Genomic DNA, 20,165 nt, shown 5'->3' with positions numbered 1-20,165 from the left:
GGAGACCAACCATGAAAATTCTGCGCAGCCTCGCCACCATTCTTGCACTCGGCACCAGCACCTACGCCCATGCCGGAAACGTGCTGATCGTCCTGTCCGATTCCGATCGCCTCGACCTGAAGGACGGAAAGGTATTCAAGACCGGTTTCTATCTCAATGAACTGATGCAGCCGGTGAAGGCACTGCTCGACGCTGGCCATGATATAACCTTCGCCACACCGAAAGGTATGGCGCCTTCCGTCGACCGGACATCCATCGACAAGATGTATTTTGGAGGTGATGAAGCCGCGATGAAGGCCAGCGAAGCACAACTGTCGGAACTTGGCCTGATGTCGAGCGACAAGTCGCCAGTCATCAGCCTCGCACGCGTCGAGCAGATCGGCTACGACCATTTCGACGCCGTCTATGTGCCCGGCGGCCACGCACCCATGCAGGATCTTCTAGTCAATCCTGAAGTCGGCAAGCTGCTAACGCATTTCCACGTGAACGGAAAGACGACCGCGCTGGCCTGCCATGGCCCGATCGCGCTTCTCTCAACGCTGCCGGACGCACAAGAGTTTGTGACGAAGTTCGAGACGGCAGGAACCGCAAAGGCTCAAACGGACTGGATCTATGCCGGTTACAAGTTCACGGTGTTCAGCAACCGGGAGGAGGAAATGGCCAAGGGACTTCTGGGTGGAGGCGAGATGAAGTTCTACCCGCAGGATGCACTCACGCAAGCAGGCGGCCAATTCAGCCAGGCTGACGTAGCTTTCTCGGCGCATGTCGTTACAGATCGCGAGCTGATCACGGGTCAGAACCCCACGTCCGCTCCTGCGGTGGCTCAGGAGATGCTGAGCCGATTGAAGTAGCATTGTTATAAGTCGTGGCGAGGCCAGCGGGGCGTCACACAATGTTATCCGCCGGCCTATGCGCCTTGTTTTCGTCTGCCGTGAATTCGAGGAAACGTTCTACAAAGTGCGATGTAACGCTTGTTTGACCTGATGCGCGGGTTCGAATCTCATCAAGGCGAAGAAGCCCGTCCGGAACAGTGCTTTACCGATCGGGGTTCGCTCAGCGGCCTCTTCGCGCCCCCATCCGCGCCTTGTCGGGCGAAAAAGGTCGTCCCAGGCCCGAAGGGGGGACGATCCGCTTTCACCCGATGAAGCCATTATCGCTGCATGCCCCAACGGCGTACGGTGACGTTTTCAATGATGCGGAAGACGATCCCTTCGACCAGGAGGCCGATGATGATCACCATGGCGAGCCCGGCGAAGACCTTGTCGGTGAAGAGTTCGTTTCGATTGCGGAAAATGAACCAGCCGAGTCCGCCGGACGAAGAGCTCACCCCGAACACCAGTTCCGCGGCAATCAGCGTGCGCCAGGCAAACGCCCAGGCAATCTTCATGCCATAGAGGATCGAAGGCAGTGCCGCCGGGATGAGGATCCGTATCACGTAGGACGGGCCGCGCAGGCCGTAGTTGCGGCCAACGAGGCGCTGGGTTTCCGGCACGCTTTCGAAACCCGTCAGCGTCGCGAGCGCAAACGGCCACATCACCGCGTGGACGAGCACGACCAGCAGGCTCTTCTGGCCGAGGCCGAACCAAAGCATTGCGACCGGCAACAGAGCGATCGCCGGCAGCGGATTGAACATGGTGATCAGCGTCTGCAGCAATTCCCGCATAAGACGGCTAACGACCGCCAGGGACACGAACACGAAAGCGAGCAAGACCGCGATCACATATCCCTTGAGGAGAACGGAGAGGGATGCCCAGGATGCGGCAAGCAAATTCTCCGTAGCCAGCGCCTCCCAGAGAGCCTTCATCGTCTCGATGAAGCTTGGAAAGAGGATGGGCTTGGCGCTATAGCGCGCCGAAAGCTCCCAGATGAGTGCGAGGAGCGCCAGCACCAGAATTTTCCGGATGACTGCCGAGTTCCCGGCGGAGGCCCGGATGCGGGACAGGGCCGAAATTTTCTCCGGAACGGCGACGAGAGGAAGATCAGACATTTTCGAGCACGCCCTTACGGATTTTAGGCAGGAAGAGGAGGTCGTGCACCTCGCGTGTCAGACTTTCGAGCCGGGCCGTACCGACATCCTCGCGGCCGAATTCATGCGTGTCGAGACTGGTAATCGTGCGTCCGGGATGGGGGCTCAACAGATGCAGCCTGGTGCCGATCAGGATGGCTTCTTCGATCGAGTGGGTAACGAACAGCAATGTGAAGCCCAGTTCCTCCGCAAGATCGAGGAGTTCGCCCTGCAGCTGGCTGCGGGTCAGCGCGTCCAGCGCCGCGAAGGGTTCGTCCATCAGCAGCACCTCCGCATCGGTCACCAACGCACGGGCGATCGCAGCGCGCTGCTTCATTCCGCCGGAGAGCGTGTGGGGGTAGCTGTCGATCACCCGCTCAAGCCCCACTTTCCCGAGGGCCGTCTCCGTTCGCTCGCGGATTTCCGCTTTCGAGAGCTTGCTCGCCACGCGCAACGGGAATTCGACATTCTGGCGTATGGTCTTCCAGGGTAGCAGCTGGTCGAACTCTTGGAAGACGACGATGCGATCCGGTCCAGGACCTTTGACCTCGCGGCCGCGTACCTTGATCGCACCGGATGCGGGCTTCAGGAAGCCCGCGACCGCCTTGAGGATCGAGGATTTGCCACAGCCCGAAGGCCCCAGCAGCACGATCCGCTCTCCCTTGCCGGCGCGGAAGGAAACATCATCCACCGCCCGCACGATTCCAGCCGAGGTTGAGTATTCGAGCGTGAGGCGATTGATTTCGAAGACTGGGATCGGGAGAGGGTCTCGTGCGAGCATGGATCAGCTTCCACTTTCGTTGTGCAGTTCTTCGAACGTGTAATCCTTCCAGCTCTCGGCCTTCTTCTTGATGGCTCCGGTGCGGTAGAGGAAGTCGGCAAAGGCGTAGGAGCGGGTTGGGACAATGGTGAACTTGCTTTCAGGGCTCTCGATCAGCGACTGAACGAAGGCAGGATCGAGTTTGGATTTCTCGACGCGGACATAGGTTTCGGCGGCTCCCTTCTTGTTCGCTTCGATCCAGGCGGTCGCTTCCTTCAGCGCCCCCAGAAAGGCCTGGAAAGTTTTCGGGTTTTCCTTGCGCCATTCGGTGGTGGCGTAGAGATAGGTCGGTGTTACCGGCCCACCTAGAACGTCGTAGGACGAGAGGATCTTGTGGATCTTCGGGTCCTTGAGCGCCTGTTCCTGGAAGGGCGTATTGGACAGGTGGGCAGCGATTTCCGTCGAACCGGAAAGCAGCGCTGCGGTCGCATCGGGATGCGCGAGCGTTACCGCGTTGTTGTCGAGCTTGCCCTGATTGCCGGCACCGAATTCCTTTTCGGCAGCGATCTGCAGGATGCGCGCCTGCACCGAAACGCCGACGGCCGGAAGAGCGATCTTGTCCGTCGCCTTGAAGTCCTTGAGCGACTTGATGTCCGGGTTGCTGGTGATCAGGTAGTTTGGCTGGTTGGCAAGGCCGGCGACGATCTTCACCGCGCCGTCGGTACGGCCCCAGAGCGTCAGGAACGGTCCGATACCCGCCGCTGCGATATCGATCGAGCCGGACAGGAGCGCGGCATTGATCGCATCGCCGCCAGAAAGCTGCGCCCATTCCACTTTCACATCGTCAAGTCCCAGTGCCTTGGCGTGTTCTTCAAACAAGTTCTGGTCGCGGATGACGTGCAGCGGCAGGTAGAGCGTGCCGAACTGCTGCGATATGCGAATGAGGCCTTCGGCATAGGCGCTCGGTGAGGGCAGCAGCGCGGTAAGCGCCAGGGCCGCAGCGGCGGCGAGCTTCAGTGACTTGAGCATGGATCGACCCTTTCGAGGGATTGATATGATTGTTTCGATTGCGATGAGAGGTCAGCCGGCCGCGCTGGCGAGCTTCGTGCCGCCGTAGTTGCCGACTGCAAACTCGTTCGCGACGCTGCCGCGCAGTCCCTGCCGGCGGCTTTTGTCAATGCCGAGCAACGGAAAGAGCAGTTCGGCCACGCGGTAGGCTTCTTCCAGATGCGGGTAACCGGAACCGATGATGGTATCGATGCCGAGAGCCTGGTATTCGCGCAGCCGGTCGGCGATCTGCTGCGGCGAGCCGACCAGTGCCGTGCCGACTCCGGTGCGCACGAGGCCGACGCCGGCCCACAGGTTTGGCGCCACCACGAGCTTGTCGCGCCGGCCGCCATGCAGCGCGGCCTGCCGGCGCTGGCCGATGGAATCCATTTCCTTCTGGAAGCGTTGCCAGCTGCGCTCGATCTGGTCGTCGGAGATGTTGCTGATCAGGTTTTCCGCCGCACGCCATGCGTCGTCCTCGTCCTCGCGGACGATGAAATGGATGCGCATGCCGAAGCGGATCTTTCGGCCAGTCCGAGCGGCCTTGGCCCGGACAGACTCGATCTTTTCCTTCACCTGCTGTAGCGGCTCACCCCAAGTGAGGTACATATCCGTCGCGTTGACGGCAAGTTCCTGGCCGGCCTCGGACGAGCCGCCGAAATAGAGCGGTGGATGCGGCTGGCTGACGGTCGGGAAATCAGACCTTGCACCCTTGAGGTCGTAATACTTTCCCTTGAAGTCGACCGTCTCGCCTGCCAGCAGCCGCTTCCAGATGTCGAGGAACTCGCCCGCCTGCTCGTAACGTTCGTCATGTCCAAGGAAGATGCCGTCGCCGGCAAGCTCCGTCGGGTTGCCGCCAACCACCACGTTCAGCAGAAGCCGCCCGTTGCTGAGGCGGTCGAGCGCGGCCGTCTGGCGAGCTGCGAATGTGGGGGAGGTGAGGCCGGGGCGAAGTGCAACGAGATATTTCAGCCGCTCGGTGACAACGGAAAGGCCGGTCGCGGTGATCCACGAGTCTTCGCAGGACTGGCCGGTCGGCAGCAGCGCCCCTTCGAAACCCAGTTCATCGGCAGCGATTGCGACCTGCTTGAAATACCGAAACTCCGGCCTGCGGCTCAGGCGATCCGTACCGAGATAGGTACCATCGCCGTGGGTCGGAATAAACCAGAAGAAGTTCAGCGGTTCCAAGCTTGCGGCATTCGTCATCGATTTCTCCTAACCTCTCAGAAGTCCGAGGCTAATGACGACTCATTCGATAGAGAAGGAAGATTATTCTCTTCTCTTCGCCGTTCGGCCACAGGATGTTCATCCCCCAGAGCATAAAGCGAACGGCATTTCCGGCGTTGCTCGTAGAACGCCGGCGCGGGACGCTGGTCAGTATTCCCGCAGCCACCGGACGAGCTTGCGAGCGGCAGCCGGCCTCGCCGCAGCGGAAAACGATTTTCCGCTTTTGTCGCTACAATCAGAAATATCGACCTTCATTATCTACTAAATCAATAGACAAATAGTGGTACGTTTAGTGATGATCCGTGGGGTCCCCGATGTACGCTCTGAGCCTTCTCGACAAAAGTCCCGTTCCGGCCGGAGAAAGCGCCGTTTCGGCCCTCTCCAACACGGTGAACCTGGCAAAAAGGGCAGAGGAGCTTGGCTATCGCCGCTTCTGGGTTGCGGAACACCACGGCGGTGCCGAGCTCGCCAGCTCAGCGCCGGAAGTGCTGCTTTCGTGGATTCTCGCCCACACGTCCCGCATCCGGGTTGGTTCGGGCGGGGTAATGCTGCAGCATTACAGTCCCTACAAGGTGGCTGAGGTCTTCAACGTCCTGTCGTCTCTGGCGCCGGGACGCGTCGATCTCGGCATTGGCAAGACACCGGGCGGGTTGCCAAGGGCGACGGCCGCTCTCCAGGCCTATCGCGCCGCCAAACCCGATTTCGAGGCCCAGCTGTCGGAGCTCACGGCGTTTCTCGACAACGCCGTCGCCGGCGAACCTGACGAGGCTTTGGCTTTTTCGGGGCCGAAACCGCCGGTAACCGCCGACCGTTTCCTTCTGGGTGCGAGCCCTGACAGCGCGCGGCTTGCCGCCGCGCATGGATGGAATTTCGTCTTTGCGGGACATCTCAACGGAGATCCGGAAAACCTGCGGCTCAGCCTCGACACTTTTCGGAAGGAGAGCGGCGGCAGGTCGGCCATTCTGGCGCTTGCGGCTTACGCGTCGGAAAATGCGGCTCACGCCGCGGCACAGATATCTGAATTGAAGGTCTTCAAGGTATTTCTCGACAACGGCCAGTCCGTGAGCCTCGGGCGCCGGGAACAGGCGGAAGAATTCGCCAGGCAGGCCGGCGCCAAGGAATACCGCATCGAGGAGCGCAAGCCGAGCGTGCTGCACGGGGCGCCGGAAAACCTCCATGAGGAGCTGTCGCGCCTGTCGAGCGTGCACGGCATCGAGGAATTCATTCTGGAGCCGCCGGCCGTCAGTACCGATGAGAGGCTGGCCTCGGTCGAGCTTCTGGCCCGCAAGCCGCTTTCCGCGGCCGCCTGATTTTCCCCAAGGAGGGTTACAAGATGAGCAAGAAAATCCGTTTTGGCATCATGCTTCAGGGCGCGGGCGGGCACATGAATTCCTGGCTCCATCCGAAGAGCCCCGTCGACGCCAGCGTCAACCTCGATTTCTTCAAGACGACGGCTCTGAAGGCCGAAGCGGCAGGCATTGCCTTCGCTTTCGTGGCGGACGGCCTTTACATCAACGAAAAGTCGATCCCGCACTTCCTCAACCGGTTCGAGCCGCTGACGATCCTCTCGGCGCTTGCGACCGTCACATCGAAGATCGGCCTTGCCGGCACGGTATCGACCTCCTACAGCGACCCCTTCACGGTCGCTCGCCAGTTTGCCTCGCTCGATCTCTTGAGCGGTGGCCGCGCCGGCTGGAACGCGGTTACCACGCCGCTCGAAGGCACCGCGAAGAACTACAGCCGATCGCATCCTGAACATGCGCTCCGGTATGAGATGGCGCAGGAATATCTGGAGATCGTCAAAGGTCTCTGGGACAGCTGGGACGACGACGCCTTCGTGCGCGACCGGGACAGCGGGAAATTTTTCGACCGCGACAAACTGCACCGGCTGGACCACAAGGGCCGCTTTTTCCAGGTGGAAGGTCCGCTCAACATCCAGCGCTCGGCGCAGGGCCAGCCGGTCATCTTCCAGGCGGGTTCCTCCGATGCCGGGATCGGGCTTGCAGGCAAGCACGCGGACGCGGTCTTCACCAACGCGGTCTCCCTCGAAGACAATCAGACATTCGCGCGGCGAGTAAAGCAGGCGGCGGTGGCGCAGGGGCGCTCCGCGGATGACGTGAAGATTTTCCCGGGCATCGGCCCGGTCGTCGGTGAAACACAGGCGGAGGCGGAAGAGAAGTATCAGATCATCCGCAACCTCATTTCGATCGACGATGCGCTTGTCTATCTCGGCCGCTTCTTCGACCACCACGATTTCAGCGTCTATCCTCTGGACGAGCCGTTCCCCGAACTGGGCGACATCGGCAAGAACAGTTTTCGCTCGACCACGGATCGCATCAAGCGGGTCGCCAGGGAGAAGGGTCAGACGCTGCGCGAGGCGGCACTCGAGGCGGCGACCCCGCGCGAAGGTTTTGTCGGCACGGCGGAAGCCATCGCCGGCAAGATCATCGACTGGGTCGAAAACGACGCGGCGGACGGTTTCATTCTTGGCTTCCCTGTTATCGCGGAAGGGCTGGATGACTTCATCCGGCTGGTCATCCCGATCCTTCAGGAGCGCGGTTATTTCGATCCGCATCTCGAAGGCAGGACACTGCGCGATCATCTCGGACTGCCACGGCGCGAGAGCGTCTATACGGCCGGACAGCAGTCGGTGGCAAAGGCCCGCGCCTGAGTCCCTGAAAGGGTAAATGGCCGCGCAGATCGCGCGGCTCCAACCTTCGGAAAGCAAGAACGATGAATATCCATATTGACGGCGCGCGTCATCGCGACGACGCCGAACGGGCGATCCTTGCCTTGATCGACGAGTTCGTCGCCATCCGGCGTGACCTGCATCAATATCCCGAACTTTCCTTTCAGGAGCGGCGGACGTCCGGGCTCATAGCCAAATACCTCCTCTCCTATGGCTACGAGGTGACGGAGGGTGTCGGCGGCTACGGGGTCGTCGCGACGCTCAAGCGGGGGCAGGGCGACAGGCGCATCGGTATCCGTGCGGATATCGATGCGCTACCCATCACCGAAGCGACGGATCTTTCCTATGCCAGCCATAATCCCGGGGTGATGCATGCCTGCGGCCATGACGGCCACACGACGATCCTGCTCGCCGCCGCCCGCTATCTCGCCGAGCACGGCGTGTTCTCCGGGACGCTGACGCTGATTTTCCAGCCGGCGGAAGAAGTCGGTGCCGGTGCCCGCAAGATGATCGAAGACCGGCTGTTCGAGCGGTTTCCCGTCGATGCGATCTTCGGCCTGCACAACTGGCCGGGCGTTGCGTCTGGGCAGTTCGGCTTCGTCGAGGGACCGGCGATGGCGTCAGTGGACCAGGCGCTGATCCGCATCGTCGGACGGGGCGGGCACGGGGCAGCACCGCATGAGGCTGTCGACCCGGTGCTCGCCTCGGCCTCCTTCATCACCGCATTGCAGAGCATCGTCGCCCGGAATGTCGATCCCCTGGAAATGGCCGTCCTGACGGTGGGGTCGATCCATGGCGGTTCCGCCTCCAACGTCATCCCGGAAAGCGTCGAGCTGAAGCTGACGGCACGCGCGTATTCGGAAGCCGTCCGCGACAGACTGGAGGAGCGCGTGCCGGCTCTGGCGCGCGCACAGGCGGAAAGTTTTGGCGCACACGCCGAAGTAAACTACCGACGCGGTCTCCCGGCGGTGGTCAACCATGTGGACGAGACGCGTTTCGCGCGCCGTGTTGCCGAACAAATCTTCCCGGCGGAACAGGTCGCCCGGGACTTCCGGCCGCGCACGGCGAGCGAGGATTTCGCCTACATGCTGCAGGAGCGGCCGGGGTCCTATCTTTTCGTCGGCAACGGCGACAGCACCCCTCTCCACAGCCCCCAATACAATTTCAACGACGAGATCATCGCCCCCGCAGCGCGGTTCTGGGTGCATCCCGCCGAAACCTTTCTGTCCTGATCGGCCAAAGGAGTGCATCATGAGCGAACGTTTCCTCTACACCACCCCGCTTGATCCGCTGGCGAAGCCGCTGATCGACGAACTGACCTTCGAATATGACAGCCGCTACGGCGCGTTCTACGACGCCGAAGGCGCGACGAAGGAGATGAACCGTTATACGCCGGATGCCTTCGCTCCGCCGCATGGCAATTTCCTCCTGCTTTTGCGCGATGGCGAGGCGATCGCCGGCGGCGCTTTCATCAAACATGCGGATGAAGGAACGGTCGAGTTCAAGCGCGTCTGGACCCATTCTGCACATCGCCGACAAGGTCTTGCCCGCAAGGTTCTGGTCGAGTTGGAAGAGCAGGCGGTGCGGCAGGGATATTTCCGCGTCTACCTGACGACGGGTTTCCGCCAGCCGGAAGCCGTCGGCCTGTACCTCACGAACGGCTACTCCGCGCTTTTCGATACGACAGCGGACCCGGAGACCATCCGCAAGCTGCCATTCGAGAAATCGCTCGGTTTCGGCACATATGCGGCCCGCAGGACGATCGTGGCGGCGACGCTGCACGGCGCGGCTTGAGGGACGACCATGACGATCACCACCGAGTTCAATGATATCCAGACGGCTCCTCGAAGACCCACAGCGGTCAAGGGGGATTATTCCCATTATCGCATCGTCCCCGCGCGGTATCAGGCGCGGACCGCCGGCACAGTCTTCGCTCTGCTGGTCATCGCCGCGACCTTGCACTCTGTCCTCGGCAATCCGCGTTGGGGATGGGATGTCTTCGCAGAATGGTTTTTCGCCGAGCCCGTGTTGGTGGGGCTCGGTCGCACCCTGCTTCTGACCGTCCTCGGTGCGCTGTTCGGGTTCATCCTCGGCACAGGCCTTGCGCTGGCGCGTGTTTCCCGCTCACCGCTGCTGGTGGGGGTTTCCTGGACCTATATCTGGATCTTCCGTTCGATCCCGCTGATCGTGCTGCTGCTGGTTCTCAACAATCTCGGCTATCTCTACGAGACGATCACGGTCGGCGTGCCCTATACCGGGATCAACTTCTTCAGCTGGAACACCACCCAGCTCATCACCCCGTTTGCCGCGGCGGTCCTCGGCCTGACGCTCAACCAGGCGGCCTTTGCCTCCGAGATCATCCGCGGCGGCATCCTCTCTGTCGATCAGGGCCAGCTCGAAGCGGCCTCGGCACTTGGCTTGCCACGTTCCCGCCAGGCCTCCAGGATTATCCTGCCGCAGGCGATGCGCTCTATTCTGCCGACCGCCTTCAACGACATCATCGGTCTCGCGAAGGGGACGTCGCAGGTCTACATCCTGGCGCTGCCGGAACTGTTCTACACGATCCAGATCATCTATCGCCGCAATCTGGAAGTCATCCCGCTCCTGATGGTGGCGACGGTCTGGTATCTCGTCATCCTGACGGTGCTCTCGATCATCCAGCACCATATCGAACGGCATTATGCGCGTGGCGCGCTGCGCAATCCGCCCCCGTCGATCTTCTCCAGTCTCTATCGCCGCTTCATGCCGCAGGTGGCTGCAGCAGCACCGCAGGCGGCGGAAACCGCCGTCAAGGCCGTTCAGCGTCGCACCGAAGGCGCACCGCTCAGAAGCCGGGGCGGCGAGGTGACGATCCATGGCGTTTCGAAGAGTTTCGGCCAGCTGAAGGTGCTCGACGGGGTGACCCTCTCTGTCCCGGCTGGCAGCGTCACCACCATTCTCGGCCAGTCCGGCTCAGGCAAGTCGACGCTGCTGCGGTCGATCAACCATCTGGAGCGGGTCGATGGCGGCTTCATCGCCATCGACGGCGAGCTGATCGGCTACCGGCAGGATGGGGAGACCCTCTACGAGCTGAAGGAGAAGGACATCCTGAAGCGCCGTGTCGAAGTTGGCATGGTGTTCCAGAACTTCAATCTCTTCCCGCATCTGACCGTGCTCGAAAACGTCATCGAAGCCCCCGTCACCGTGCGCCGTATTCCTCGGGAGCAAGCGGAAACCGAGGCGCTCGATCTTCTTGCCCGCGTCGGCCTTTCGGACAAGGCCAATGCCTATCCGCGCCAGCTTTCCGGCGGCCAGCAGCAGCGGGTGGCGATTGCCCGGGCGCTGGCGCTCAAGCCGAAGGTTCTGCTCTTCGACGAGCCGACGTCAGCGCTCGACCCGGAACTGGTGGGGGAAGTCCTCGATGTCATCAAGGAACTTGCCCGCTCCGGCACGACGCTGATCATCGTCACCCATGAAATCGGCTTTGCCCGTGAAGTCTCCAACCTTGTCGTCTTCATGGAACAGGGGCGGATCCTGGAGACGGGCACGCCGGAGAAGGTCTTCAGCCATCCGGAGCATCCGCGCACGGCCGAGTTCCTCGCAAAAGTTCTCTAAACAATCAAAAGATTACAAGGAAACATCCTGCATGTCGTACAAATGGAAAATTCGGGGTTTTGCGGTTGGCGGTCTTCTCTCGCTCTCCTGTCTTCTCAGCACTCTTGCCCAGGCGCAGGAAGTCGATCTTTCGCCCGAACAGAAGGGGAGGGTGCGAGCGGAGAAGGTCGAGGCCGCGATCAAGCTCATCGCTGCCGGCTACAAGTTCGTCACGCCCGGCAAGCTGACCGTCGCTTCCGTCCCCGGCCGCCTGCCTTTCGCCGCTTACGCCACCGACAACAGGACGCCGGTCGGCAGCGAGCCGGACATCGCACAACTGGTGGCCGATGGCCTCGGCCTGCAGCTGGAACTGATACCGATCGCCTGGGCCGACTGGCCGCTCGGCGTGGTCTCCGGCCGATTCGATGCGGCGATCCACAACATCACGGTGACCGAGGAGCGCAAGGAGAAGTTCGACTTCTCGACTTACCGCAACGACCTCCTCGGCTTCTACGTGCCGCTGAACAGCAAGGTGGCGAGCATCTCCAAGCCAGAGGATGTCGCAGGCCTCAAGGTCATCGTCTCGTCCGGCACCAACCAGGAGCAGATCCTGCTGCGCTGGATCGAGGCGAACAAGGCCAAGGGGCTCTCTGCCAGCGAAGTCCAGTATTTCGACGACGAAGCGGTGCTGGCCGTGGCGCTGCAGTCGGGTCGCGCCGATGCCTATCTCGGTCCGAATGCGACATCAGCCTTCAAGGCGGCCAAGGAGAAGACCACGAAATTTGTCGGCGGCTTTTCCGGCGGCTGGCCAGAGACCGCCGAGATTGCCGTCGCCACGAAGAAGGGCTCGGGGCTCGCGGATGCAGTCACCGTTGCGCTCAACGAGCAGATCAAGAACGGCAGCTACGCCAAGGTACTCTCCCGCTGGAACCTCTCCGCCGAGGCGGTGAAGGAGGCGCGCACCAATCCTCCTGGTCTCCCCAGGAAGTGACCCGTTTGGCGCGGTCTCTCCCTCTCGGCCGCGCCCCTTTTTCAACCCCCCATGGAAGCCCATTATGACCTTCTTCAGAAAAACCGCAGGCCTCCTGGCCGCAAGCCTGATGGCCTCCGCCATCAACGTCACCGCCGCTGCTGCCGCGGACATATTCGACCTGTCTCCCGATCAGTCGGGTCGCGTGCGCGCCGAGAAGGATTCAGCGGCAATCGCCGCCATTCCCCCGGGTTTCAAGTTCGTTACTCCCGGGAAGTTCACGGTCGCCGTGTCGCCGGGCGGACCGCCGCTCGCGACATATGCGACAGATGCCAAGACCGTGGTCGGCGCCGATCCGGACTATGCGCTGGCGATTGCCGACAGCCTGGGCCTCGAGCTGGAACTGGTGCCGGTTGCCTGGCCTGACTGGCCGCTCGGGCTCGTTTCCGGCAAGTACGATGCCGTCATCTCCAATGTCGGCGTTACAGAGCAGCGCAAGGAGAAGTTCGACTTCTCCACCTACCGCCAGGGCCTGCACGGCTTCTTCGTCAAGGCCGATAGCGGCATCACCGAGATCAAGCAGCCGAAGGATGCGGCGGGTCTCCGCATAACGGTCGGCGCCAGCACCAATCAGGAGCGCATTCTCCTGAAATGGAGCGATGAGAACGTCAAGGCGGGGCTGAAGCCGATCGAGCTCGTCTATCATGACGACGACGCGGCCCGGCTGGTTGCGCTGCGCTCCGGCCGGGTGGATGTCATCGTCCAGCCGCATGCCCAGCTCGTCTACATCGCCGCCCGCGACAAGAACATCAAGCGCGTGGGCACGCTTTCGGCGGGCTGGCCGGAGCGCTCCGACGTCGCGATCACCACCCGCAAGGGATCCGGCCTGGCGGATGCGCTGACGCTTGCCACCAATGACCTGATCAGGAACGGGACTTACGCCAAAGTGCTCGCCCGCTGGCAACTTTCCGAAGAAGCCCTGCCGGAATCCCGCACCAATCCGCCCGGCCTGCCGAAAAGCTGATAGCTCCATTTGCGGGACCGCGGCGATGGCTGCGGTTTTGCCGTTCTCCTCATGACACCCACGAAACCATGACAGCATCCTCGCTCAATATAGGCCATATCGGTTTTCTGACGCCCGGCAATTATCCCGACGACGACCCAGCCGCCGGGCTTGAAGCTTCGCTCAAGCTCTTCGAAGCGGGGGAGGCGCTGGGCTACGACAGCGCCTGGGTGCGCCAGCGGCATCTGGAACACGGCGTTTCGTCCGCGGCGGTATTCCTTGCTGCCGCCAGCCAGCGCACGAGACGGATAGAGCTCGGGTCGGCCGTCATCCAACTCGCTTATGAAAGCCCGTTCCGGCTTGCCGAGGACATATCCATGGCGGATGCATTGTCCGGCGGACGCCCGAATGTCGGCGTCAGCGCCGGACCGCCGCTGCATGCCGAACTCGTGGCGCCGCTCGTCTTCGACGGCGACTGGCAGAGCTTCGATTTCTCCTATGCACCGGTCGAACGCCTGCTCGCCAATCTCGAAGGCAATTCCCTCGGCAACGGCGAAACCTATGTGAACAACTGCTTATCAAGCGCTTAGCTCATCCGAGCAAGGGTTCACTGGTTTAGATTCCATCAAGGCGAGGCACTCTAACCATGGGGAAGGAGCTGGATGATCGGCGAACGCGAACGTCAAGGAAGAACGAGGTCAGCTACCCGCGCCTTGCGCTTTTCCGGGTGAACGGCTGGGCACCTTCCCCGCCACGCTAAGCCTCCAACCTCCCGGTACGTCATTGCCCTGTCTCCAACCCGTCCTATCTCTTGCGCGGGACGGTCAGCGAGAGAGGACGCGCATGCCGATAGACAATGCGAGATTGGCTCCGATGCAGCCGGGTTTATCTGTGGAGGAGCTGAAGGCGGCCTTGGGGACGAGCTGGAAGGAGCCGAGCCTACAGGCGGAAGGCCATCTGCATATCGAGGAATTCGGCACGCGCATTACCGCCGATGGCAGGCTCGGCGAAGTTCATTTCCGCGCCCCCTTCGAACTTCCCGCTATCCATGGCGTCAGGATGGGAATGCCCGCCGAAGAGCTGCATCGGCTTTATCCCGGTGTCGAGCGCATCTCGGACGAGAGGGAGAAATATGGCTGGACCATGCTGAAGACGAACCTGTCGGATACGCTCACGCTCGGGGTCGGCATCAGGGAGGGTGTCGTCAGGATCATCAGTCTCACGGATCCGACGGCGGTCTATCCGGAGCGGCCCTATAAATATGCTGATCCCAGCCTCACCGAGGCCTATGACCTGACGATGACCGATCCTGTCGATCTCGCCCGCCGTCCCAGTAGCGGCTGGTGCTACGGCCGCCCGCCGAGCATCGATGCCGGGAGATGGCCGGTCAGCACCACCAACGGTATGCCGCTTCGCCACGCCTTCACGGTGAAACTGCCGCCGCAATACCGCACGCTCGGCGATGAGTGTGTGGCGATCTCGCTCTTTGTCGACGAACAATGGGAAACGCCGCCGGCAAGCAGAAATGTGGACACCGGAGGCGCGCGCCGGGCCGATCAGCGCCGCTTCGACATGGAATTCATGGACAACCACTACGTTCTCTTCTGGCTGACGGAAGAGGAGTTTGCAGTACCGCTCGGCGCACCGCCGGCCATCGAGGGCGCTCCTGTTCCCGGTTGGCTTTCGAAATCGCCGCTCGATTATTTCGGCGAATTCAACCTACCGAGAACGGTGGCCGAGCAGCAGGCGAAAAGCGTTTTTTCGCCCGGCGGACTTGCCGTCAACGAGCTTCTGGCCGCAGCGCGGCCCGCGAGGGGCTGGAAGAACCTGCCGGGAACAGAAGCGCTCGATTACGGTTGGCCGATCGAGATCACCTTGCGCGAGGGCGACCCGAATGTCGGAAAGCCAGCGCGCGAATTCAGGCACGAAAACGAGTTCAGCGGCTATATCGCCGCCTATTCGGAAGAAGGTCAGGCATTGGGGCTGGAGCGCTTTCAGGACTGGCACGCCCATCTTGGCGGCACGATGTTTCCGATGCAGGGTTATCCCGATTTCTCGCCCTTCTACATCGAAATCTCGGAGGTCTTCGGCGGCTTCAATTTCGGCGACGGTGTCGCCCAGATCGACCTCAAGGAGATGAGGCTCGAATGGGCCTGCTGATGCTGGAGAAGTATGTCCTACGATGCGCCAACCTTAAAATCGTCACCGCTGACTGCCGACCACCTCAAGAGGCAAGGCGAACACGATGAGATGGATCCTTTTCGGTTGCTTGTTTCTGAGCGTTTTCGGCATGGCTTCCATACTCCGCGCTGAAGAGAAGCCGCCCGCCACGAAAACGGAGTGGGCTGCTGAAGTCAAAAGGCGGCTTGTCGAAAATCTCGCGGTCGCAGTCGGTTCGGATTTGACGAGCATGCGGCATCCTGAACTGAAGCTTATCGTGCGCAGGAACGGCACGATCGCAAAAATGACGGTCATCCGGTCATCGGGCCATAAGTCGATCGATGAGGCCGTGCTGCGGATGGCAAAACGCACCGGCCGTCTGCCGCCGTTCTCCCGCGATATGAAGGGGAAACAGGAGGAGGTGATCCTGTCTATCGAAATCGACCTGGGAGAACGACCGCCGCCGCCTGATACCAGGAGCAAGGGTGAGACGGTCTATGAGGCCTTGGGGTTCAGGCTGGAGCTGCCTCAACCCTTTGAGATATCTCAGACCCGGCGCCCAAATGATACGGAGATTTACATCGACGTCAGGAGCAGGACCAATGAACCCTCGTCGACCCACGCGAATGGAACGGTCTGCACCGTCGGCTTCGATGCTCGCCCCTCCGAACGCGACATGACGCAAAGTCAGCTGAATGCCGACGATGTCATCCTCAAGAAAATCACGGCGGCAGCGAGGCGGGAGCCCTTGCTGTTCGGGAAGGTCGAAAGCACCATAGTTTTTGACCATGATGGTGTGAGGGGGATCGCCACCATCACCACTCCGGCTCTCTTCGATAGGCATATGTCCGATCGAAGGCAGTATCAGGCGACAATGGTCAGACCGCAGGGAACTGTTACCGTTTCATGCTGGACGACGGCTAAGGCGATGCCGCACGCGATAGCGATGTTTCAGAAGATTGCAGAAGGCACTGGGCTGGCGAAACCTTGATCGCGCGAGGCGAGAGGCCGCGCAGGCCGCCCGTCAACTCAATGTCACGGCGCAAGACGACACGGCTCCTCGCGGCGCATCAACCATCCCGGGGTGAGGTTTGAGCAGGATGTGAATCAGCACCGAAGGTTGATCCCTGTGATCGGTCCTGTAAAGCCTTGATTTACTAAGATGAAAAGGAGATTGGGGTGGGGTCACGATCGGCGCCGATGACGCCCGCCGCCTCGTTGTGAGTTTGCAAGCAAAGTTAGGCACTTAATGCCTTTTCGAACGGGGTCAACCGTCGGTGCTGTTTCACCACCTGGCCGTACGGGTGGGCGCGAGACGATTAACCGATGCAGCAGCATGTCTCGCATGGATTGATGAAGCCGACGCGGCGGGAATAGCTTCAGAACAGGCAATGTTAATCGGGTCGCTCCAATTCCCCCTGGTGGTTGGCCGTGATGCAGAAGCGGCCGCGATCTTGAGGAAGCTCGCGCCGACATATCCCCGCTTATTATCCAGCCTTGGGGGCACGTCCGGGAAATCATCATTTTGAGTGTCGGATGGCCGCCTTCATGGCGCGGAAGCGCAAGCAGCGCTCGGCATTGAACATCGGTCCAATGGGATGGCGGCGGCGTCTGCTTTGCCGTAAGGCCATCCCCGTTGGCACCTTCCTTTGATACAACCTTGAAATCATATTGCACTCATCGGCACCTTCCGATCGGCGCGGCGAGATCGCTTCCCGGCGGGAGGCTACCCTCTACTAGCTAAACTGTTGAAGGCCTCGACTTGTGCTTTGATCGCCTGTTCCGTAGGTAACCTCTCCATAGAGCTCGCACCATAAAACCCATCGCAGCCCTTGCAGCGGGAGAGCACATAGGCAGCGTCGTCCGGCATGGCAATCGGGCCTCCGTGGCATAGCACGATAACGTTGTCCCGCACCGAGCGGGCCGCGTCCGACCAGGCATCGATGCGCTCGACGCATTCGTCGAGCGTGACGGTCGTCTCGGCCCCGATCGCGCCGCCGGTGGTCAGCCCAAGATGGCACACGACGATGTCCGCCCCGGCATTGGTCATGGCAATCGCGTCGCTCTCTCCGAAAATGTAGGGCGTCGTCAGCATGTCCTTCGCATGGGCGCGCGCGATGATATCGATTTCCAGTTCGAAGCTCATCCCCGTCTCCTCCAGATTGGCGCGGAACGTGCCGTCGATCAGGCCGACCGTTGGGAAGTTCTGGATGCCGGCAAATCCCATGGCTTTCAGTTCGTCCAGGAACAGGTCGGGTAGCATGAACGGGTCGGTTCCGTTTACGCCGGCCAATACTGGGGTGTGGCGCACCACGGGCAGCACCTCCCGCCCCATGTCCCGCACGATATCATTGGCATTGCCATAGGCCATCAGGCCGGCGAGGGATCCCCGGCCGGCCATGCGGTAGCGGCCGGAATTGTAGACCACGATCAGGTCGATGCCGGCGGCTTCCTCGCTCTTGGCTGAAAGGCCGGTGCCGGCGCCGCCTCCGATTATCGGTCTGCCCTCGGTGATCTTGCGACGAAGGCGGTCTAAGATGTCGTTGCGTGAATGGCGTGTCATGATTTTTTCCTCAGGGCAATTCCAGCAAAATTGGGCATTGGGCTGCGGCCGGAATTGCGTAAAACGAAACGGAGAGAATTTCGAAGAAGAGCGGAGATTCTCAGGCGGCTATGTCGTGGAAATTGGCAGCAAGTGCGGCTGCGAACTCAGAGCTGTTGATATGGGCATCGATCTCAACCAACTGCCGGTTCGGCGCTGCCTGCCAGCCCGCGCGGATGGTCGAAAACAAGGTCTCGTCCGCCGCAGGATCATGAAACGGTTGCCCAGGCGCATCGATTGCAGATACGCCCTTCAGCGGCAGCAGGAAGCGCACAGGCCCTTCCATACGGTTCAGTTTCTGGACTATGAACGCGCCGACGCGCTGGTTCTCCTCCGGCGTGGTGCGCATCAGCGTCACCTGGGCATTGTGCACATGCAGCCGGCGGTCGCGGAAAACGCCCGGCACGGTCTCCTTCGCCCCGAAATTCACCATGTCCACGGCCCCGACCGAGCCCACATAGGGAATTTTTGTGCGGATGATGGCCCCGAACCGATCCTCGGTGGCGGGAAACACCCCCCCGAGCAGGAGGTCCGGAACCTCTGTCGTGGTGACATCGATCACCGCCTGCAGCAGGCCGGAATCCACCAGCTTCTCCATCGACTGGCCACCGACGCCGGTGGCATGGAAGACGAATATTTCATGGCCTTGGCCCAGCATGTCCCGCAGTTGCGTGACGCAGGCGGTGGTGACGCCGAACATTGTCATGCCGATGCTCGGCCGGTCGTCTGCCGAGAGAGCCGGGGTGTGCAGAGCCATACCAGCCGCCGCATGAGCGGCATTGCCGATCACCTTGCGGGATATTCTGTTGAGGCCGGCGATATCCACAACAGAATACACCATGGCGATGTCGTTAGGCCCGACATAGGGCGCGACGTTGCCTGATGCCACCGTCGACACCATCAGCTTCGGCAGTCCCACGGGAAGGCCACGCATGGCCTGGGTGACCAGCGCGGTGTTGCCGGTGCCGCCAAGTCCGAGAACGGCACCGACATCGCTGCATTCCTGCAGGAAGACGGTCAGCGCCTCGGCCATCGCGGAGATGGCCTTGCCGCGATCGGTCTGTTCAAGCACCCCGGCAGCGCCCGACGGATGGCGTGCGGCCACCTCCTTTGCAGCGATATCGGCGCCCGGATGTGGACCCTGTGTGCCGACATCGACCAAGATCGCCTCGGCGCCGGCCTGTCTGGCAGCGCTCCTGGCATAATCCAGCTCCGCGAACTTGGTGTCGCAAGTGCCGACGATATAGACCTTTCCCATTGTTATTCCTCCCGTTTTTTATGCCGTCTCCTCACGGCGAAGCGGATTTCTTAGAAAACTGCACTTTGCATATTGTATATTATCTTGGATATTGCATACTTGGTTATCGAAATCCAGACGGAAATGAAATCATGAATGCTCGGCACCACCAGACGCTTCGAGAGCGGATCTACGAGGAGATCGTTCGGCTGATCGTATCGGGAGAGCTGCCGAGCGGAGTATCGATCGACGAGAAGCTGCTGACGAACCGGCTCCAGGTAAGTCGTACCCCATTTCGCGAGGCGGTCGGTACGCTGGCAAAGGAGGGGCTAATAGAGATCAAGCCCTATCGCGGTTTCTTCGTCCGGAGCTTCAGCCAAAAGGAGGTCGGGGATCTCTACGAGTTGCGCAAGACGCTGGAATGTTTCGCTGTGGAGCTGGCGGTGCCGCAGATGAGCGATGCCCACATCGCCGGTTTCGAGCGGATTCTGGACGAGGCCGTTGCGGCGTTGCGGCGCGGGGATCTCGAGACCTACGGCACCCGCGACCGGGAGTTCCACGAGACTATCGCCGAACTCTCGGGCAGCGCGCCTCTCATCGAAACGCTGTCGCGGCTCGCCCTGCAGATCCAGATTTGCCGCGCTATCGCCAATGAAAGCAGGGAGTTCGCCGAACGCGCCGCGCAGGAACGCGATCAGATCCTGCAGGCGTTCAGGGCGCGCGACATCCCGCAGGCAAAGGCGTTGATGCATGCGCATATCAGCGACGTGCAGCAAGCGGTGCTCGCGCGCTTCAAGAAGGAACCCCCGGCGTCATAACCGGGCGACGGAAAGGGGAGGGAGGTCCCCTTTGTCCAACAAACGGGAGGCGGTCCACGCGTGGCTCGCTCAAG

At 61.3% G+C, this 20,165-nt stretch carries 17 protein-coding genes and 2 pseudogenes; 13 read left to right on the top strand and 6 right to left on the bottom strand.

The window, feature by feature from the left end:
• Window positions 1-11 precede the first annotated feature (11 nt).
• Window positions 12-851, top strand: coding sequence for a type 1 glutamine amidotransferase domain-containing protein (locus C5J24_RS12350; RefSeq protein ID WP_105418198.1), 840 nt, complete (start codon window positions 12-14; stop codon window positions 849-851).
• A 299-nt stretch (window positions 852-1,150) separates the two neighbouring features.
• Here C5J24_RS12350 and C5J24_RS12345 read toward each other — a convergent pair whose 3' ends face one another.
• The 4 genes from C5J24_RS12345 to ssuD are packed head-to-tail and all read right to left on the bottom strand — an operon-like array spanning window position 1,151 to window position 5,018.
• Window positions 1,151-1,987 (bottom strand): ABC transporter permease, encoded by an 837-nt coding sequence (locus tag C5J24_RS12345; protein WP_105418196.1) that lies wholly within the window; start codon window positions 1,985-1,987, stop codon window positions 1,151-1,153.
• The gene (locus C5J24_RS12340; RefSeq protein WP_105418194.1) at window positions 1,980-2,786 is read right to left on the bottom strand and encodes an ABC transporter ATP-binding protein; all 807 of its coding nucleotides are present in this window, start codon (window positions 2,784-2,786) and stop codon (window positions 1,980-1,982) included. The genes C5J24_RS12345 and C5J24_RS12340 overlap by 8 nt, the downstream gene beginning before the upstream one ends.
• Before the next feature lie 3 nt (window positions 2,787-2,789).
• Entirely contained in the window at window positions 2,790-3,794 is a 1,005-nt protein-coding gene (locus tag C5J24_RS12335) for an ABC transporter substrate-binding protein (RefSeq protein ID WP_105418192.1), read from the bottom strand.
• Window positions 3,795-3,845: 51 nt separating this feature from the next.
• Entirely contained in the window at window positions 3,846-5,018 is a 1,173-nt protein-coding gene (gene ssuD, locus C5J24_RS12330) for an FMNH2-dependent alkanesulfonate monooxygenase (protein WP_105418190.1), read from the bottom strand.
• 335 nt (window positions 5,019-5,353) lie between these two features.
• Here ssuD and C5J24_RS12325 point away from each other — a divergent pair, with 335 nt between their 5' ends.
• The 11 genes and pseudogenes from C5J24_RS12325 to C5J24_RS32340 all read left to right on the top strand — a co-directional run.
• Window positions 5,354-6,349: an MsnO8 family LLM class oxidoreductase gene (locus C5J24_RS12325; protein WP_105418188.1), complete on the top strand. Its 996-nt coding sequence runs from the start codon at window positions 5,354-5,356 to the stop codon at window positions 6,347-6,349.
• Window positions 6,350-6,372: 23 nt separating this feature from the next.
• Window positions 6,373-7,710, top strand: a complete 1,338-nt coding sequence (locus C5J24_RS12320) for an LLM class flavin-dependent oxidoreductase (RefSeq protein WP_105418186.1) — start codon at window positions 6,373-6,375, stop codon at window positions 7,708-7,710.
• A 62-nt stretch (window positions 7,711-7,772) separates the two neighbouring features.
• On the top strand, window positions 7,773-8,960 hold the full coding sequence (locus C5J24_RS12315; RefSeq protein WP_105418184.1) for a M20 aminoacylase family protein: 1,188 nt from the start codon (window positions 7,773-7,775) through the stop codon (window positions 8,958-8,960).
• 19 nt (window positions 8,961-8,979) lie between these two features.
• Complete coding sequence (locus C5J24_RS12310; protein WP_105418182.1) at window positions 8,980-9,522, top strand: GNAT family N-acetyltransferase; 543 nt, start codon at window positions 8,980-8,982, stop codon at window positions 9,520-9,522.
• Between the two features lie 9 nt (window positions 9,523-9,531).
• Complete coding sequence (locus tag C5J24_RS32625; protein WP_105418180.1) at window positions 9,532-11,322, top strand: amino acid ABC transporter permease/ATP-binding protein; 1,791 nt, start codon at window positions 9,532-9,534, stop codon at window positions 11,320-11,322.
• 31 nt (window positions 11,323-11,353) lie between these two features.
• Window positions 11,354-12,292 carry an ABC transporter substrate-binding protein gene (locus tag C5J24_RS12300; protein ID WP_105418178.1) on the top strand — a complete coding sequence of 313 codons (939 nt, stop codon included), beginning with the start codon at window positions 11,354-11,356 and terminating at the stop codon, window positions 12,290-12,292.
• Between the two features lie 109 nt (window positions 12,293-12,401).
• Entirely contained in the window at window positions 12,402-13,295 is an 894-nt protein-coding gene (locus C5J24_RS12295; RefSeq protein ID WP_371674254.1) for an ABC transporter substrate-binding protein, read from the top strand.
• A gap of 68 nt (window positions 13,296-13,363) precedes the next feature.
• Window positions 13,364-13,840: pseudogene (locus C5J24_RS12290) on the top strand (LLM class flavin-dependent oxidoreductase); the annotation flags it as partial.
• 277 nt (window positions 13,841-14,117) lie between these two features.
• Window positions 14,118-15,434: a hypothetical protein gene (locus C5J24_RS12285; RefSeq protein WP_105418172.1), complete on the top strand. Its 1,317-nt coding sequence runs from the start codon at window positions 14,118-14,120 to the stop codon at window positions 15,432-15,434.
• 85 nt (window positions 15,435-15,519) lie between these two features.
• Window positions 15,520-16,425: a TonB family protein gene (locus C5J24_RS12280; RefSeq protein WP_105418170.1), complete on the top strand. Its 906-nt coding sequence runs from the start codon at window positions 15,520-15,522 to the stop codon at window positions 16,423-16,425.
• A 298-nt stretch (window positions 16,426-16,723) separates the two neighbouring features.
• Window positions 16,724-16,963 (top strand): annotated as a pseudogene (locus C5J24_RS32340) (hypothetical protein); the annotation flags it as partial.
• A gap of 197 nt (window positions 16,964-17,160) precedes the next feature.
• Here C5J24_RS32340 and C5J24_RS12270 read toward each other — a convergent pair.
• A complete protein-coding gene (locus C5J24_RS12270) occupies window positions 17,161-17,997 on the bottom strand; it encodes a phosphoenolpyruvate hydrolase family protein (protein WP_105418168.1) in 837 nt (278 codons plus the stop codon).
• A gap of 100 nt (window positions 17,998-18,097) precedes the next feature.
• The gene (locus C5J24_RS12265; protein WP_105418167.1) at window positions 18,098-19,294 is read right to left on the bottom strand and encodes a Tm-1-like ATP-binding domain-containing protein; all 1,197 of its coding nucleotides are present in this window, start codon (window positions 19,292-19,294) and stop codon (window positions 18,098-18,100) included.
• A gap of 131 nt (window positions 19,295-19,425) precedes the next feature.
• Here C5J24_RS12265 and C5J24_RS12260 point away from each other — a divergent pair, with 131 nt between their 5' ends.
• A complete protein-coding gene (locus C5J24_RS12260) occupies window positions 19,426-20,091 on the top strand; it encodes a GntR family transcriptional regulator (RefSeq protein ID WP_105418165.1) in 666 nt (221 codons plus the stop codon).
• Window positions 20,092-20,165: the final 74 nt, after the last annotated feature.

Origin of the sequence: Neorhizobium sp. T25_27 (genome assembly GCF_002968565.1) — a bacterium.
GTDB lineage: Bacteria > Pseudomonadota > Alphaproteobacteria > Rhizobiales > Rhizobiaceae > Neorhizobium > Neorhizobium tomejilense.
This window is presented reverse-complemented; position numbering and strand designations above follow the sequence as displayed.

What these genes read in the sequence shown, in the direction of transcription:
- C5J24_RS12280 (WP_105418170.1), top strand. Translation starts at nt 15,520, where the DNA reads ATGAGATGGATCCTTTTCGGTTGCTTGTTTCTGAGCGTTTTCGGCATG.
- C5J24_RS12270 (WP_105418168.1), bottom strand. Translation starts at nt 17,997, where the DNA reads ATGACACGCCATTCACGCAACGACATCTTAGACCGCCTTCGTCGCAAG.
- C5J24_RS12285 (WP_105418172.1), top strand. Translation starts at nt 14,118, where the DNA reads ATGCCGATAGACAATGCGAGATTGGCTCCGATGCAGCCGGGTTTATCT.
- C5J24_RS32625 (WP_105418180.1), top strand. Translation starts at nt 9,532, where the DNA reads ATGACGATCACCACCGAGTTCAATGATATCCAGACGGCTCCTCGAAGA.
- ssuD (WP_105418190.1), bottom strand. Translation starts at nt 5,018, where the DNA reads ATGACGAATGCCGCAAGCTTGGAACCGCTGAACTTCTTCTGGTTTATT.
- C5J24_RS12340 (WP_105418194.1), bottom strand. Translation starts at nt 2,786, where the DNA reads ATGCTCGCACGAGACCCTCTCCCGATCCCAGTCTTCGAAATCAATCGC.
- C5J24_RS12350 (WP_105418198.1), top strand. Translation starts at nt 12, where the DNA reads ATGAAAATTCTGCGCAGCCTCGCCACCATTCTTGCACTCGGCACCAGC.
- C5J24_RS12300 (WP_105418178.1), top strand. Translation starts at nt 11,354, where the DNA reads ATGTCGTACAAATGGAAAATTCGGGGTTTTGCGGTTGGCGGTCTTCTC.
- C5J24_RS12265 (WP_105418167.1), bottom strand. Translation starts at nt 19,294, where the DNA reads ATGGGAAAGGTCTATATCGTCGGCACTTGCGACACCAAGTTCGCGGAG.
- C5J24_RS12260 (WP_105418165.1), top strand. Translation starts at nt 19,426, where the DNA reads ATGAATGCTCGGCACCACCAGACGCTTCGAGAGCGGATCTACGAGGAG.
- C5J24_RS12325 (WP_105418188.1), top strand. Translation starts at nt 5,354, where the DNA reads ATGTACGCTCTGAGCCTTCTCGACAAAAGTCCCGTTCCGGCCGGAGAA.
- C5J24_RS12315 (WP_105418184.1), top strand. Translation starts at nt 7,773, where the DNA reads ATGAATATCCATATTGACGGCGCGCGTCATCGCGACGACGCCGAACGG.
- C5J24_RS12335 (WP_105418192.1), bottom strand. Translation starts at nt 3,794, where the DNA reads ATGCTCAAGTCACTGAAGCTCGCCGCCGCTGCGGCCCTGGCGCTTACC.
- C5J24_RS12345 (WP_105418196.1), bottom strand. Translation starts at nt 1,987, where the DNA reads ATGTCTGATCTTCCTCTCGTCGCCGTTCCGGAGAAAATTTCGGCCCTG.
- C5J24_RS12310 (WP_105418182.1), top strand. Translation starts at nt 8,980, where the DNA reads ATGAGCGAACGTTTCCTCTACACCACCCCGCTTGATCCGCTGGCGAAG.
- C5J24_RS12295 (WP_371674254.1), top strand. Translation starts at nt 12,402, where the DNA reads ATGGCCTCCGCCATCAACGTCACCGCCGCTGCTGCCGCGGACATATTC.
- C5J24_RS12320 (WP_105418186.1), top strand. Translation starts at nt 6,373, where the DNA reads ATGAGCAAGAAAATCCGTTTTGGCATCATGCTTCAGGGCGCGGGCGGG.